21 protein-coding genes are annotated in these 14,943 nt (G+C 62.6%); 10 read left to right on the forward strand and 11 right to left on the reverse strand.

Annotated elements, in window-relative coordinates:
- The first annotated feature begins 35 nt into the window (after positions 1–35).
- The 3 genes from RX328_RS32050 to RX328_RS32060 all read left to right on the forward strand — a co-directional run bounded on the left by RX328_RS32050 (position 36) and on the right by RX328_RS32060 (position 3,669).
- Complete coding sequence (locus RX328_RS32050; protein ID WP_213251765.1) at positions 36–2,321, forward strand: transglycosylase domain-containing protein; 2,286 nt, start codon at positions 36–38, stop codon at positions 2,319–2,321.
- Between the two features lie 152 nt (positions 2,322–2,473).
- Entirely contained in the window at positions 2,474–3,052 is a 579-nt protein-coding gene (locus tag RX328_RS32055) for a DUF1214 domain-containing protein (RefSeq protein ID WP_213251764.1), read from the forward strand.
- Positions 3,049–3,669, forward strand: a complete 621-nt coding sequence (locus tag RX328_RS32060; RefSeq protein ID WP_213251763.1) for a DUF1254 domain-containing protein — start codon at positions 3,049–3,051, stop codon at positions 3,667–3,669. The genes RX328_RS32055 and RX328_RS32060 overlap by 4 nt, the downstream gene beginning before the upstream one ends.
- Before the next feature lie 249 nt (positions 3,670–3,918).
- On the opposite strand, the gene RX328_RS32065 is transcribed toward RX328_RS32060, so the two are convergent.
- The 8 genes from RX328_RS32065 to RX328_RS32100 all read right to left on the reverse strand — a co-directional run bounded on the left by RX328_RS32065 (position 3,919) and on the right by RX328_RS32100 (position 8,395).
- Positions 3,919–4,350, reverse strand: a complete 432-nt coding sequence (locus RX328_RS32065) for a cupin domain-containing protein (protein WP_213251762.1) — start codon at positions 4,348–4,350, stop codon at positions 3,919–3,921.
- Between the two features lie 222 nt (positions 4,351–4,572).
- Positions 4,573–5,052, reverse strand: a complete 480-nt coding sequence (locus RX328_RS32070) for a hypothetical protein (protein ID WP_249726409.1) — start codon at positions 5,050–5,052, stop codon at positions 4,573–4,575.
- A 5-nt stretch (positions 5,053–5,057) separates the two neighbouring features.
- The gene (locus RX328_RS32075) at positions 5,058–5,573 is read right to left on the reverse strand and encodes an ATP-binding cassette domain-containing protein (protein WP_283772365.1); all 516 of its coding nucleotides are present in this window, start codon (positions 5,571–5,573) and stop codon (positions 5,058–5,060) included.
- Complete coding sequence (locus tag RX328_RS32080) at positions 5,497–5,751, reverse strand: ATP-binding cassette domain-containing protein (RefSeq protein ID WP_283772364.1); 255 nt, start codon at positions 5,749–5,751, stop codon at positions 5,497–5,499. Before RX328_RS32080 ends, RX328_RS32075 begins: the two co-directional genes overlap by 77 nt.
- Positions 5,752–5,808: 57 nt before the next feature.
- A complete protein-coding gene (locus tag RX328_RS32085; RefSeq protein ID WP_317258548.1) occupies positions 5,809–5,952 on the reverse strand; it encodes a hypothetical protein in 144 nt (47 codons plus the stop codon).
- Between the two features lie 190 nt (positions 5,953–6,142).
- Positions 6,143–7,030, reverse strand: a complete 888-nt coding sequence (locus RX328_RS32090) for a DUF1259 domain-containing protein (protein WP_213251760.1) — start codon at positions 7,028–7,030, stop codon at positions 6,143–6,145.
- A complete protein-coding gene (locus tag RX328_RS32095) occupies positions 7,031–7,285 on the reverse strand; it encodes a hypothetical protein (RefSeq protein WP_213251759.1) in 255 nt (84 codons plus the stop codon).
- A gap of 180 nt (positions 7,286–7,465) precedes the next feature.
- A complete protein-coding gene (locus RX328_RS32100; protein WP_213251758.1) occupies positions 7,466–8,395 on the reverse strand; it encodes a transcriptional regulator GcvA in 930 nt (309 codons plus the stop codon).
- A 119-nt stretch (positions 8,396–8,514) separates the two neighbouring features.
- Between RX328_RS32100 and RX328_RS32105 the strand changes: the two genes are divergently transcribed.
- From RX328_RS32105 to RX328_RS32130, 6 genes are all read left to right on the forward strand, one after another.
- Positions 8,515–8,757 carry a DUF1127 domain-containing protein gene (locus RX328_RS32105; RefSeq protein WP_213251757.1) on the forward strand — a complete coding sequence of 81 codons (243 nt, stop codon included), beginning with the start codon at positions 8,515–8,517 and terminating at the stop codon, positions 8,755–8,757.
- Between the two features lie 24 nt (positions 8,758–8,781).
- Complete coding sequence (locus RX328_RS32110) at positions 8,782–9,471, forward strand: glutathione S-transferase family protein (RefSeq protein WP_213251756.1); 690 nt, start codon at positions 8,782–8,784, stop codon at positions 9,469–9,471.
- 194 nt (positions 9,472–9,665) lie between these two features.
- Positions 9,666–10,562, forward strand: a complete 897-nt coding sequence (locus tag RX328_RS32115; protein WP_213251755.1) for a hypothetical protein — start codon at positions 9,666–9,668, stop codon at positions 10,560–10,562.
- Positions 10,563–10,600: 38 nt separating this feature from the next.
- A complete protein-coding gene (locus tag RX328_RS32120; protein WP_213251754.1) occupies positions 10,601–11,065 on the forward strand; it encodes a chromate resistance protein ChrB domain-containing protein in 465 nt (154 codons plus the stop codon).
- Between the two features lie 123 nt (positions 11,066–11,188).
- Positions 11,189–11,449, forward strand: coding sequence for a DUF1127 domain-containing protein (locus RX328_RS32125; protein ID WP_213251753.1), 261 nt, complete (start codon positions 11,189–11,191; stop codon positions 11,447–11,449).
- A 128-nt stretch (positions 11,450–11,577) separates the two neighbouring features.
- Positions 11,578–12,150 (forward strand): hypothetical protein, encoded by a 573-nt coding sequence (locus RX328_RS32130; protein WP_249726408.1) that lies wholly within the window; start codon positions 11,578–11,580, stop codon positions 12,148–12,150.
- 248 nt (positions 12,151–12,398) lie between these two features.
- On the opposite strand, the gene RX328_RS32135 is transcribed toward RX328_RS32130, so the two are convergent.
- Both RX328_RS32135 and RX328_RS32140 read right to left on the reverse strand, forming a co-directional pair.
- The gene (locus RX328_RS32135) at positions 12,399–13,172 is read right to left on the reverse strand and encodes a hypothetical protein (protein ID WP_213251751.1); all 774 of its coding nucleotides are present in this window, start codon (positions 13,170–13,172) and stop codon (positions 12,399–12,401) included.
- A 16-nt stretch (positions 13,173–13,188) separates the two neighbouring features.
- Positions 13,189–13,389, reverse strand: coding sequence for a hypothetical protein (locus RX328_RS32140; RefSeq protein ID WP_213251750.1), 201 nt, complete (start codon positions 13,387–13,389; stop codon positions 13,189–13,191).
- A gap of 234 nt (positions 13,390–13,623) precedes the next feature.
- On the opposite strand from RX328_RS32140, the gene RX328_RS32145 reads away from it, so the two are divergent.
- On the forward strand, positions 13,624–14,601 hold the full coding sequence (locus tag RX328_RS32145) for a DUF2336 domain-containing protein (protein WP_213251749.1): 978 nt from the start codon (positions 13,624–13,626) through the stop codon (positions 14,599–14,601).
- Here the strand turns inward: RX328_RS32145 and RX328_RS32150 are convergent.
- Complete coding sequence (locus tag RX328_RS32150) at positions 14,598–14,942, reverse strand: DUF1491 family protein (protein WP_213251748.1); 345 nt, start codon at positions 14,940–14,942, stop codon at positions 14,598–14,600. The genes RX328_RS32145 and RX328_RS32150 overlap by 4 nt on opposite strands.
- Between the last annotated feature and the right edge of the window lies 1 nt (position 14,943).

Consider the following 14,943-nt stretch of genomic DNA (forward strand, 5'->3'; position numbering starts at 1 on the left):
CCGCCGGGCGCGACTAGAACAGATCAAGGGCTCCGGTGCGCCAGATCGTACCTCCAGACTTGAAGCAGAAGATCCGGAACTTCTTTCTGGATCTGGACGCGCGTATCGACTCGACGCTGTTCTCGTCGGGCAAGGGCCTGCGCGAGCTGTACGAGCGCTACTCCACTTTCATGGACCGCTTCTATGTCGGCCGCTGGAAGCGCTGGGTCTTCATCGAACCGTTTTCGGAAGCCGCCACGATCGGCCTTGCCGGGCTGATCGTGATGTTGGCGCTGGCGATCCCGGCGTTTCGCGAAACCGCCGATGACGACTGGCTGAAGAAGTCCGATCTCGCGGTGCAGTTCCTCGACCGCTACGGCAACCCGATCGGCAACCGCGGCATCAAACATAACGACTCGATCCCTCTGGAAGATTTTCCGGACAATCTGATCAAGGCGACGCTCGCGACCGAAGACCGCCGCTTCTATGAGCATTTCGGCATCGACATCCCCGGTACCGCGCGCGCGCTCGTCACCAACGCGCAGGCCGGCGGCGTACGCCAGGGCGGTTCTTCGATCACGCAGCAATTGGCGAAGAACCTGTTCCTCACCAACGAGCGCACCATCGAGCGCAAGGTGAAGGAAGCTTTCCTTGCGATTTGGCTCGAGACGCGGCTGACCAAGAACGAAATCCTGAAGCTATATCTGGACCGCGCCTATATGGGCGGCGGCACGTTCGGCGTCGACGGCGCGGCGCATTTCTATTTCAACAAGTCGGCGCGCGACGTCACTCTGGCGGAATCAGCGATGCTGGCCGGACTGTTCAAGGCGCCGACCAAATATGCCCCGCACATCAACCTGCCCGCCGCCCGCGCCCGCGCCAACATCGTGCTCGACAACCTCGTCGATGCCGGCTTCATGACCGAAGGCCAGGTGTTCGGCGCCCGGCGCAACCCGGCCTTCGCCGTCGACCGCCGCGACGAAAACTCGCCGAACTACTATCTCGACTACGCCTTTGAGGAAATGCGCAAGCTGGTCGATACCTTCCCGAAATCCTATACCGAGCGCGTGTTCGTGGTCCGCACCGCGATCGACATGAATGTGCAGCGCGCCGCCGAGGAAACGGTTGAAAACCAGCTCCGCCAGTTCGGCCGTGACTACCACGCGACGCAGGCATCCGTCGTGCTTGCCGATCTCGACGGCGGCGTCCGCGCCATGGTCGGCGGTCGCGACTACGGTTCGAGCCAGTTCAACCGCGCGACAGATGCCTATCGGCAGCCGGGCTCATCATTCAAGCCCTATGTCTATGCCACGGCACTTTTGAACGGCTACAAGCCCTCTTCGATCGTGGTCGACGGCCCGGTCTGCATCGGCAACTGGTGCCCGCAGAACTATGGCCACTCCTATTCCGGCTCGGTGACGCTGACCCAGGCCATCACCCGTTCGATCAATGTCGTGCCGGTGAAGCTCTCGATTGCGCTCGGCGGCAAGGTGGCGAACCCGGCCAAGGCCGGGCGCGCTAAGATTACCGAGGTGGCACGCCGGTTCGGCCTCACCGCCCCGCTGCCGGATACGCCGTCGATGCCGATCGGCTCCGATGAGGTCACTGTGCTCGAACACGCAGTCGCCTACGCGACCTTCCCGAACAAGGGCAAGGCGGTGAAACCTCATGCGGTGCTGGAAGTGCGCACCGGCGCCGGCGACCTGGTCTGGCGCTTCGACCGCGACGGCAAGAAGCCGGTGCAAGCCATTCCTGCCTCCGTCGCCGCCGACATGTCGGAAATGATGAGCCATGTCGTCAGCGAAGGCACCGCCCGCCGCGCCGCGATCGACGGCATTCCGACTGCGGGCAAGACCGGCACCACCAACGCCTATCGCGACGCCTGGTTCGTCGGTTTCACCGGCAACTTCACCTGCGCAGTCTGGTACGGCAATGACGACTATTCGCCAACCAACCGCATGACCGGCGGTTCGCTGCCCGCGCAGACCTGGCGCGAAGTCATGGTGGTCGCGCATCAAGGCGTCGAGGTGAAGGAAGTCCCCGGCATCGGCATGGGCACGAAGCTGCCGCAGCCCGTGCTTTCCGCCAGCGCCGCAGCCAACGGCGCGGCACGGGTGCCGGAGACCAAGCCGGGGCCGCCGCCGGTATTGACCAAGCGCGGCGCGGATATTCTGGTGCGCGTCGAGAAACTGCTCGACGAGGCCGGCAAGGCCGCGGGCAAGACTTCGTCCAACGACCAGAAGCAGCCCTCCAAGCCGGTCACATCAGGCGCGCTGGCATTTCCGGAGAACTATGTCGCAGCTGCCGGCGAGCAGGCTGCGCCAGCGGAGCGGAAGAATTAAAAAACATGATCCGGCAGAATCTTAACCGGCGTTCCTCGGAACAGATGCGAAGCGTCCGCCCCGACATGTTCGAAACAAGAGAAGCGCTTCAGGTTTCGGATGAAGCCGGTTCAAGCGGAATTTGATGCCGTGAGAGTTCGGAGCACTGCCCTGTGCGACTGATCTTCATCACCTTGCTGGCATTGGCGCTTGCCACGGCCGTGGGTCTTGGCTCGACCTACCTAACGGCGACGCGCGGCACTGATCTCGGCACGCTCACCATTGGCGCCTGGACCGCGCGGCCCAAGGCCGGCACTTCCGAAATCGATCCCTATTCGCGTGCCTCGATCGCCCGCAGCGGTGAACTGCCTGTTGGCACCGGCGACGGCATCGCCTTTACCGCCACCACCGACGACAAGGGGAAGCCGCTCGACGGGCGCTGCGACGTCATCGTCAGCGGGGTGACGCCGGCGGCCCGGTTCTGGACGCTGACGCTGTTCGACCGCAAGGGGCATCTGGTCGCCAATTCGCTGCAACGCTACGGCTTCACCAGCCAGGAAATCGTCCGCGGCTCCGACGGCGGGTTCGAGATCCGGGTGGCCGCGCGCTCGCGGGCCGGCAACTGGCTGCCGACCGGCGGCATCGAGCGCTACGCACTGATGCTGCGGCTTTACGATACGCCGGTCGGCGTTGCGACGCGCACCCAGCGCGACGCGCCGATGCCCGCCATCACCACGGTGAACTGCCCATGATCCGGCTGCTGTTCACCATTATCGCAGGCGTGCTGCTCGGCGGCGTGGTGCATCTCGTCAGCGTGCTGGCACTGCCGCGCATCGCGACGCAAGACGCCTATTCGCGGCTGACGCCGATGACCAAAGAGAACGCCGTCACGGCGCTGCCGCTCGCCGAACCGAACAACGCGCCGATGCCGTTCATGGACCCCGCCTTTGCGGTCGCGATCTGCCGCTACGACCTCACGGACGGCCCCCTGAAACTCACGGTGCCGGTCAGCCAGGCCTACACGTCAGTGTCGTTCTATACGCGCAACGAGGTCGCCTATTACGCCATCAACGACCGCTCGGCCGGCCGGAAAGTGATCGAGCTCGACCTGATGACGGAAGCGCAGCATTCCGAATTGCCGGAGGATGAGGAAGTCACCGCCGCCGACCGGCTGATCATCGACTCTCCCACCACGACAGGCCTGATCGTGCTGAAGGCGTTGGCGCCGGAGCCCGGGCTGATGCCGCAAGCGCAAGCCGCGCTCGCGGCGTCGAGCTGCAAGGTGGAGACCGAGCCGCCGCCGGCCAAGCAACCCGAACCGCCCGCGCCCGCGCCAGCCCCTGCACCGGCGCCACGATCCAAGCGCTGATCACGGCCTCGAGCGGGATGGGTTGGAGTCGAATCGTCGCAATGAGCGCGAAGCAAACGATCTCGTGTCCCGGACGCAGTGCGGATACTCTTCGGCGGTACACCGCAGGGCCCAGACAAAAAATCGCGAAAACAACCCCATGCAAAGTAGAGATGCGCGAAAGCCCATTCGCCATGTTTCGAAGCGTGACGGACCTCTAAAGCGGACGTTGAATTGTACGCTTAACCCTGTCGCCTTCTCAGCATCACTTCAGTTCTTCACGACGACAACCAGCGGCTTGTCCCTGGCGGCTCTGCTGTGCACGACCAATGCCTTGACGCTTGCGCTGGTACTTTCATTGCGGGCGAGATGGACGAGATCAGCCGCGATGATGCCTGCTTCTCCGGCGTTCAGCCGAGTCACGGCCGCTCCTTCGATTTCCACGACAAGGCTTCCTTCGAACACGTGAAGTAATTCCTGCGCACCGGGATGCTTGTGCCATGGAGCGGCCGTGCCAGGTGCGAAGTCGACGACACTGACAATCGTCTCCTGGACGGTTTCGCCCTGACTTTCTAGATCTTTTCGGAGTATCTGGGTGAGCTTTGGCGCTGTCTGCGTCTGAGCCCAGGCGATCGTTGGCACATATGGCAGCGCTGCTGCCGCTCCAGCGAGGTAAAGCAATTCACGGCGGATCATTTTCATCTTCTGCCTCTCGGGTTTCTCGGCGGTTGCGGTCCCACGTCTTGCACTTGCGCTAGAAATACCGAATGAACCCCTTGCTCGGGCGGAAATTCCGGGAACAGATTCCCCCAGGCAGGCTCTGGACGATGTGCATGATCTGGCATTCCCGATAGAGGCTGCGGTCACCCTCGTGAAAGGGTTGGACGCGATTCCTTAGCAAGTCGCTTCATGCGGAGCCGAAACTCACCAGTTCGACACTAAAGGCCAGGCTCCGAGCATGATCACCGCGATAGCCGCGAGGGCTTCCAGTGCCGATGCGGCACGGATACGGATCGTCTCCCTGCGCACAACGAGGGGCAGAAGCCATGTCCGCGCGAACACCGCCGCCAGTGGAAGAGTGCAATCGTGAGGGTCATGCCGGCCGCGAAAGCAGCTGACAACAGCAAGCCCCATTTGGACCGAGACGAACGGAAACAGCAGGGTTACCGCCACGTAGAACGAGCCAAGCGTGGGCACCAGAATGCCGTCCAGCGGCGAAAGGCTGTTTGCCAAGACCGGCGATTGCAGCGCCGCCGTGCTTGCTTCGCCGTAAAGCGAAACAGCCTGAAAAAAGCTGTAGCCAACCAGCAGGCACAGCAGCAGCAATATCGTCCACAGCGCCCGACCATTGGTAATTTCCCGCAGCTCCTTTGCGAGCAGCGGCCACAGCGGCGCGCCAACCATATGTCTTAGGTGAGTGCAAGAAAAATGTCCTCCAGCGAACCGGCAGGCAGCGAGGCTTGTGTGCGCAATTCGTCCAGTGTGCCGGATCCGCGAACTCGGCCGTCGGCGAGCAGAATCAGCCGGTCACAGACCCGCTCTGCATCGACCAGCTGATGAACGGCGAGAATGAATGTTCGGCCGTGAGCGGCATGGTTGCGGAGCACGTCGGCGATCTCGCGCGTTTGCCGCAGATCGAAGCCGTCGAATGGCTCATCCATCAGCAACACAGGATGCGGCGCCAGCAGAGCCAGCGCCAGCAACAGTCGACGGTTGTACCCTTTCGACAGCGCATGCACGCGCTTGTGGAGAACGGGCCTTAGCCCCAGTGACGTGACCGTGTCTGCGGTTTCTGCCTTCGATCGCCGGTAGACACCGGCAAAAAACGAGACGACCTGGAAAGTCGCCTCATCGCGATAGGGACGCACGCCATCCGGCAGATAAAAGAGCGTTGCGGCGTTCCGATGCAGGCAGCGGCTCGCCATGCCATAAAACGTCTCCTGCTTCAGCGGAAAGGAGGCCGACGAGCGTTTCCAGCAGCGTGGTCTTGCCGGCACCATTCGGTCCGATAATGCCGACGACCTCGCCCGCGCCCGCAGAAAAAGATACGCCCTCAATGGCACGCGCCTCGCCGTACCATTTCCTCAGATCGATGACGCGCAATGGCAGTGACAGAGTTCTCGCCCGATGGCAATCCTGCGGAGAGCGTTGGAGCGGCGCCTAGCGCTGCTCCTTGACTTTGCCGCTGCTATCGACGACGAGGGACACATCCTTGCCGTCTTTCGTCGCCTTGACGGAAGTGCCTTCGGCGGTGGATTTGATGTCGCGGATTTGCGAATAGCCTGCCGATTGCAGCTTGGCCACAAGCTCCTCTTGGGTAAGGGCATGAGCGGGCGAGAAGGCGCCAACCATCATAAGACAGCAAAGGACGGCTTGAGAGAATGCTCGTGCTGACATGATCTCTACTCCTTCTTGATTGTGAACAGGAGAACTCCGTGGCGGGGCGCGCGGCCAGCATGCCTGTATCTCATGCAAGAACTGGCAATGCAGGCGCTTAGTTCAACGCGACCGCAGCCTTGTCGAGCGCCGCGCGCAGGCCCTTCGCCAGCTTCAAGGCATCGTCGTTGGCCCAGAAATGGCAGAAGAACAGCCGCGGCTGCTCGTCCAGCATGTGGCTGTGCAGCGCAGTTACCTCGATCCCGTTGCTTCGCAAGGCCCTGATGACGGGATTGACCTCGCTGGCCGTCAGAACGAAGTCGCCGGTAATCGCCGCTTTGCCGCCGCCTGTGGGCTGGAAGCCGATGGCCTCGGCGACTCCCATTGGGCCGACCGGCATGAGCTGCATGCCGCCTTCGCTGATCGGATCGCGGCGCGGCACGGCGAACTGGTAGACGCCGCCATTGTTCTGGCCCTTGACGCCGATGATCTGGTCGAGTTGCGCCGTGTCGAGATCGATCGGCGGCGGCGCGCCGGCCGCAGACGCGGTAAGCGGCGTCTTGCTGGCTGAAAGCGCATCGCGAATGACCGCCGCAATTTTGACGGGGTCACCATGACCGCCGACATGCATGTAGAAGGTCGCGGGACTGGCGCGCAGCACATGATTGTGCACGGCGGTGATCTCAAGCCCGCCTTCAATCAGTTTGAGCATCACCGGATTGATCTCGGTCTCCAGCAGTACGAGATCGCCCATTGCCATAACTCCGCCATGGGCCGGCTTGAACGCGACCCAGCCGCCCAGCGCGAGCGCCGGTTTGATCGCAACGCCGTCGAGCGTGACGGAGAGGTCGGTGCGTGGGAATCCGTAGCGGTGCACGTCGCCGGTCACCGCCGCCTTTCTGCCCATGACATCATCGACCTTCTGCCAGTCGATGTCCTGCGACCTTGCCGCCGCACTGAGTGAGACCGCGACGAGCAATGCGGCGAGATATTTGAGGATGCGCATCTATCTGTCCTCCAGGATGAGATTGCCGACAGGCTGTGCAGCATCGGGCATGAGCAGGCTACCGCTCGTCTGCATCAAGCTCAGCGCCAGAGAGAACCCTTCGCGAACGCTTTCGGCGTTGCCGCAATAGACGACGGTCGAATCGACAGTGACGGGCTGGTGGCCGGGTTGACTGGACGGCAGCACGGCAATGTTCGCAAGTTCCGTATCGGAGCTCGCCGTCGCAACCGATGTGCGTGGCCTTCGTTCGTCCATACGCAACCTCCTCGACAAAGCGAGTGCTGCGCAGAGCTTGGACGATCACCGTCTGATGGGGAGTCTGCATGTCCCCGCGAATCTTCTACCGCGGAGCGCATCGCACGTGCAAGGAATCGGCTGCGGCGAAAATCACAAGCCCGTGCGCATTTTTGCCAGCGACGACTGGAACTTTTCGGACTACGTCGTGAGGGCCGCCCGCCCTTTCTTCTGGAGCTGGCGCAGATCGCTTGCGGCTTCTGCGAGCAACCAGTCGCGAAAGGTCACGATTTTTGGCAGCGCCGCGGTCGCCTTCGGGCAGATGATCCAGTACGTCCGGGACAGTGGCAGCGATTGCGGAAATGGCCGTACCAGCCGACCATTAATGAGATCCCATGCCGCCAGTGTCGTGCGCGCGAGCGCGATGCCCTGCCCATTGATGGCGGCGTCGATCACCATGCTGGCGCGGTTCAACACCGGGCCGTGCGTAACGTCGGCATCGTCGATGCCTGCCTCCTGCAGCCAGTTTCTCCAGTCGGCCCGACTGTCCATGTGGATCAGCGGAAACTTGAGGATGTCGGCGGGCTTGCTCAGACGACGGCGCCCGGACAGCAGCTTTGGACTGCATACGGCGAATAGTTTTTCCGGACTCAACCTGACCGTATCGAGGCCGGGCCAATTGCCGTCGCCATGTCGAACCGCCAGGTCGACTTCCTCGCGCGCGAAGTCGACGTGATGCAGCGTCGCAGACACCCGCAGATCGATGCCGGAATGCGCCTCGGCAAAGTGACCGAGTCGATGCACCAGCCATTTGGCGGCAAAATCCGGCGACGTGCTTACTGTGAGAACGCCGGCGTTCTGCCGCTCGAGCAGCCGTTCTGTACCGATGGCGATGCGATCCAGCGCGTCGCGCACGACGGTGAGGTAGTCGCGGCCTGCCTCGGTGATAATGAGGCGCTGACGCTCCCGGTTGAATAACTTGACGGCAAGCTCGGCTTCGAGCGCCTTGACCTGGTGACTGACCGCACCTTGCGTCACGCAAAGCTCTTCCGCGGCGCGCGTAAAACTCTCATGCCGGGCCGCGGCTTCGAAGCTTTTCAGGGCGTTCAATGGTGGAAGGCGCGGGCGCATTGTACGACTTCATGAGGAAAACTAGGGCAGGCACGAGAAAGGATGCTTTGCGGGAAAAACCCCGCCGACACTATTAGAGCGGCTCCAACGCAGCATTTCACGAGACTTGGAGCTTGTCGATGTCAACTTTCATTACCGATCGCCACGCATTCCCGGCGCTCCAGGCGGGTGATCCACCTGCCCGAAGTCATCAATCAAATTCCGGACCGGCAACAGCCATTCATCGATGGCTTGACTGGGCCGAACGACGCCGGCAGCGCCTCGCGCTGCGGGAGCTTGCCGATGACAAGCACTTTCTCGACGACCTCGGCCTGACGCGCGAGCAGGCGCTGGACGAAGCCGCCAAGCCATTCTGGCGCTGACTAACAATTCACAGGAGAAACGAGATGTCCGATCCGATCGTCTACGGTTTTCCGCGCAGCACGTTCGTAAACATCGTCCGCCTGATCCTGACGCACAAGGACGTGGCCTACAGTTTTCACGACCTCGAGCCTGTGATGGGCAAGCCTGACCATCTGGCGCTGCACCCGTTCAACCGCGTTCCAATCCTCAGGCACGGCGATCTCACCGTCTATGAGACGAGCGCGATCGCCACCTATGTGGATGAAGCCTTCGAGGGTGCGCGCCTGACGCCAAAGGATGCCCGCGCGCGGGCGCGCATGAACCAGTGGATCAGCGCGGTCAATTCCTATTTCTACCCGTACATGATCTACCATGTGACCCATGAGCGCCTGGTTTTTCCCGAGCTTGGCATTGCATCCGACGAGAAGGTCGTCACGCATGCGCTGCCCAAGGTCGAAAACGCGCTTGCGGTCGCCGAGCGCCAGCTTGGGCACGGCGAAAACTTCCTGCTCGGCTCGGAACTCACCATCGCGGACTTCTATCTGCTGCCGGCCACCTTTGCGTTCAGCCTGACCGCCGAGGGGCAGTCGATGTATCCGAAGTTCCCGGCATTCTGCCGCTGGCGGGAACGGATGGACAATCTGCCGGCGACGCAAAAGGTGCGCGCCGCCGTCACGCGCCTGCCGATCGAACACGCCCGTGAATGGGCGAATTCGCACCGCCCGAAATACTGAGCGAGCCGACAACGAGACACCTTGCGGTTGAGGATTGTCGTCGCTAGGTTTCAGAATACGGGGAAAACACAGGCTCCCCGCCAGACGGCCCGCCGTCCAAGCCCTGTGCAACGCTCCGCATTTTGGAGGTGATTGCACGTGGACGGACACTCGCCAGCCATTGGACAAACGTTGCGCGGTGACATGAGGTTATCATGTCGCTGAAGCCCGTGAGAGTGATCGAAATACCGGGCGCGACCGGCAGCGCGTTCGATCACGGCGTCTTCGATGCCAAGAGCCGCCGCGTCTTCATTGCGCACACCGCGCGCAGCACGATCGAAGTGATCGATCACGACGCCGGGCGTCACATCGCGACGCTGCCGGGATTTCCCGGCGCGGCCGGCGCCGTTGCCGACGATGGAGAAGTCCTCGTCACCAATCGCGGCTCGGCGTCGCTTGCCTGGCTGGACGCCTCGACGCTGCAAACCAAAGCCGTGATCGAGACCGGCGCGAGACCGAACGGCGCGGCGATCGTCAAACGGCTGTCGCTTGGCATCGTTGCCTGTATCGGGGATGAGCGCGACCCGCCGACCCTACAAGCGTTCCACCTGCATGACGGCAGCCGGAAAACACTGAACTTGCCGGGCCGCCCGCGCTGGTGTGTCACCGATGCTGCGGCCGAACGGCTGTTCCTATGCATCCGCGAACCCTCGATGATTCTCGTCGCAAGCCTGCCCGATCTGAGCCCGATCGCCCAATGGCGGCTGCCGTCGGGCGGCGCGCATGGTCTCGACATCGATCATGCATCAGGTCGCCTTTACGCGGCCTGTGACGACGGCGCGCTGGTCGAAGTCGATAGCGACTCCGGCGAGATCACCAACGTCTGGCCGATCGCCGGCCCGCCCGATGTCACGTTCTTCAACCCGGCAACCGGTGTGGTTCACGTCGCGATCGGGGAGCCTGGGCTTGTCGAAACCGTCGATCCTCGCACCGGTCACGGCATGCAGACCGCTACCGGCGCCGACGCTCATACGACTGTGCTGGTGCCACCGGACCAGTTGTACGTGATCTCGCCCACGCATGGCGGAATTCTTGTCCTTTCGGACGCCTGATGTCCGTGCGGACACAAAGACTGGAAAGGAGACTCAGCATGAAATGGATCACCCGCGAAAAGGTCAAGGTAGATCGGGTCGCCTGCCCGTGGCTCATCAAGAAGTTCGTCGATAAGGACGCCGAGTTCGTGTTTGTGCCTGCGGAGAAGGTGATGACGGAGGCTAAGCGCCTCGATGCCATTCCCTACGACGTCAAAGACGTCGAGCTTGGCCATCACGGCAAGGAATGCTCGTTCGAAGCAATCCTGAAGAAGTACAAACTCACCGGCGACCCCGCTCTGGTGCTGCTGGGGCGGATCGTTAACGGCGCCGACACCGACAACACGTTGTACCATCAGCCGGAAGGACCGGGCCTGGAAGCTGTCGCCGAAGGCTTCCGGCATCTCGGCTTCAAGGATGACCACGCACAAAATGCGGCGGAGTGGATCGTCTACGACGCGCTCTATGCGTATTGCCAGGAGATGATAAGGCGCGGCAAGCCGCACGGCGACTTCATGAGTTGATGCTCGTTTACTATCGCTTGAGCACCAAGGGTGGGTATGATACAGAAATCACTCGGGCCATTGACAACCGCCCTATGAGCTCCCGCAGCCAAGCGTTGTTTCGCTCCATTACGGAGGTGAAACATGTCTTGCGGCAGCACGACCTGTAATTCAACTAACACTCTCGGCGCAGCTTCACCCGTTTTTCCGGATCTTGGATGGTCCTGGAAAATCCTGCTTGCGTGGCTGGCCCGAGTAGCACTGTGGTGGGAACGACGGTGGCAGTACAGGGAACTTCTCGAACTTGATGACCGGCTGCTAGCCGACATCGGCATGTCCAGGACGGTCGTCGAAGAAATACACAACTCTTCTTTGTATGAGCGTGCGTGGCGCGACAGCAAATGACAATCCAATGTTCTCCATGGATCCGCGGATATCGGGCTGGTCCCATCAGACCAGCTCTCCTCGCGTTTCTCGCCGCTTGTTTCCTCGCGGACGTGGGACTGTTCGCGTTCGCACAAACAGGAGCCGTCATGATCGCTATCGATCGCTTGACGCTGGGGTCACGGCCTGCAGGATTCACCTTCGCGCGGACCGGACGGGGAGCCGAAGGCGAATGGACCGTTACCGCCGATCCGACCGCGGCCGCAGGGCGGGCGATCGAGCAGACTAGCACCGATCGCACGGACTACCGCTTCCCGCTCGCGATTCACGAGAACTTTTCCGCCGCCAATGTGGCGGTCGAACTCCGCTTCAAGGCGGTCGCCGGCAGGATCGATCAGGCCGGGGGCATCGTGGTGCGGCTCCAGGACGCCGACAACTACTATGTCGTCCGCGCCAACGCATTGGAAGACAATGTCCGCTTCTATCGCGTCGTCCAAGGCAGGCGCGAGCAATTGAAGGGCGCCGATTTGCGGATCACGGCGAACGAATGGCACAGTCTCGGTCTGCGCGCCGAGGGCGACCGGTTCTCTGTATCCTATGACGGCAAGATGCTGTTCAGCGTAACTGATCGCACTTTTGCTGAAGCAGGCGGGGTTGCGCTCTGGACCAAGGCCGACAGCGTGACCCGTTTCGACCGGATCGCGATCACTCCGCTGCCGTAGCCTTGGGCGTAAGTTCGGACGTCCGCTCACGACCGGGTCGAGCCAGCAGCAAGTCCGGCCATGTCCGGAAAGCGGAAGTAAATTCAGAACATTGGCGGCACCATCGCTGGCCATTTCGGGTTGATGGGGCCGCCGCGAACGTGACCCAAGCTCCAAAACTGGAGCCTCGAAAACTCGCGGCAAGCTATCTGGCGTTGATCAAGCTTGCATCAATCCGAATCTGGCTGCGTGCTAATGAGTCCACGCCTCTACCCCTTCACCGTCACCGCGCGCCCGATCACGGGCTGGGCGGCGACCGGCGGATTGGCCGTTTGCGCTGCGAGTTCGCCGATCAGGCGGTCGGCGTCGGCGGCGATACCGTCCGGCGCGTGGATCACCAGCCGCTCCAGCGCCCAGCGATACGATGAAATGCGCCGCTCCAGGCATTGCTGGACCCATTGCACGATCAGCGTGTTCTCTTCAATGCGCGCGATCGCATCTGCCTGTTCGCGCGGCGACAATTCCGACACCATCTTCAGGCTGGCGCTGCGCTTGCGGTCGAGTTCTATGACGCGGATCGCGGAGGCAAAGAACGGCTCGAACCTCGTGATGTCGTTGCGAACGTCCTCGATCAACTGCTGATAACGCGAGGTGTGCGAGCGGTGCGGCTCGTCGAGCAAAGCGCGGCCGTAGGTGGTGCGGTCGAACACCACCTTTTGCCGCCATGGCGAAGGCAATGGCTGGTAATCGCCGAACACGCTCTTCCAAGCCGGCCGCGAATGCGGCGGTTCGATCAGGGGATAGGCGAGATCGCGAAGCTGGCGTTCGTTTTCGGTGAGTTGGAAGTGTGAAGGCTTGAGGCCAACGCTGGCCGTGGCCTCGGCCCCCAGCCAGCGGTGCATGTCGTCGTTACGCATATCGGCGCGGGTGCGGCCGAAATCGCCGCCGCTGCAACCGCCGAGCGCTGCACTCACAACAAGCAACATGAGAGCCGAGTGTGACCGAAGCCCGGTGGTCCGGATCGGGAGGCGCAGCTCCGGCATTTCAAAGGTCCGTCGTTCAGGGGCGCCGACGGCGACGGCGACCGGGCGCTGTCCCCTCTTCCGGCCCGCGTCCGTCGCCGGTTTCGCCGGCTTCGCGTTCGATGCGGACAACGGGAAGGATCAGCACGGTTCCCAGACCATCGCGTGGAGCGCCATCCATGGTTGAGCCCGGCCGTCGCGAAGCCATATCCGCCGGGAATTCAATGATGGTGCCCATATTCCGTTCTCTCTGGTTGCCGCGGTCACGATTTTGACCGGCGACATGCCATTATTCAGAACAGAACGTGGTTAACGGCATCTTAATTTGTGCAGGCGGTACAGTTACGGGCTCCGCGGCCCGCCAAAAGCTCACATTTTATCGGATTTCTTCAGGGGCTGTTTTCCTTAACCAACTCTTAAAACGCCCTGCGTAGGCTGACGCGAAGGATGATCGAAGTCGCGTACACCTGACATGACCGCAGCTCCATTGTTTCCCGGATTCGACGGGCTGATGACGCTCTCGCGCCGCGAGGGCGTCGATATCCGGCCGACTTTACTGCGCGTGCTGACCGATCTTTATGTCCAGACCAGCGCCCATTCCGCCGACGAGGAGCGGCAGTTCGTTGAACTGACGTCCCGCCTGATCGACCAGGTCGACGACGCCACCCGCGCGGCGGTGCGGGCGCGCCTCGCGATCTATCCGGCGACGCCGGCCGAGATCATGGACAGGCTCGGCCTGCGGCGTGCGCACCCCGACCAGCCCCTGCCGCTCGCGGCTGCGATTACCGCTACCCCGACCGACGCGCCGACCGTGAAGGCGCCGACCGAGGTGCAGTTGCGGATGGCCTCCAACCTGGCAATGCGGCCCAACGATGCTGCCGAAATCAGCGATATGTTCTTCGCGGCCGGTCCCAGCGAGCGCGCGCTGATCCTGCACAACATCGCCGATACGCCGCTGAAGGCCTCGGCGCGAATTCCCGCAGCCCGCGCCGCCCGCGCGCTTCATATCCTGGAGATGGCCGCGTTCGCCGAGGACGCCGAAAACTTCGCGCTCGAACTCGGCGACGCCCTGATCCTGCCCTCGCGGATCGCAACGCAAGTTGTCAATGATCCCGGCGGCGAGCCGCTGGCATGCGCGGCGAAGGCACTCGACATGCCGAGCGCAATCTTCCAGCGCGTGCTGCTGTTCCTCAATCCGGAATTCGGCTCATCCGTGCACAACGTCTATCGCTTGTCGCGACTCTACGACCGTTTGAGCGAACGATCCGCGCTCGTCATGCTGGCCGCATGGCGCGGCTCGACCATGGCGGTCAGCCGCGCCAAATATCGCGCCGCGCTGTACGACGAAGAACGGCACCGCGCGCGTGCGGCGGGGTCGCAAACACGTCCCGCGGTGCAGCCTGGAACCGCGCCGGCCACACGCACCGGCACCGACGGCTCAAAGCGCTAAGCTTTCGCCAGATCCAGGAAGTGCCGCCCTGCGCGGTCTTCGGTCTCGACGATCCAGGCGTCGGGATCGAAACGGAGTTCCTTGACGAGACGCTCCTCGACCGATTGCTCGGGCACCGGCTGCGGCGAGGCCGGCGCGAACAGCCGCTCGGCCGGGCGGCTCTCGTCGTAGACGGTCTGCGGCGCGGGCGCATACAGCATGGCGTTGCCGTCGAGCAGCGCCACCTTGACGAACACCGCCCCCGCCTCCTCCGCCCCGCGCTTGCGCACGGCGCCAAAAATTCCCTCCGTCTGGCAGCGGCGCAGGTAAGCGGCCACCCAGATGCTTGATTTTAATCGCATG

Origin of the sequence: Bradyrhizobium sp. sBnM-33 (assembly GCF_032917945.1) — a bacterium.
Lineage (GTDB): Bacteria > Pseudomonadota > Alphaproteobacteria > Rhizobiales > Xanthobacteraceae > Bradyrhizobium.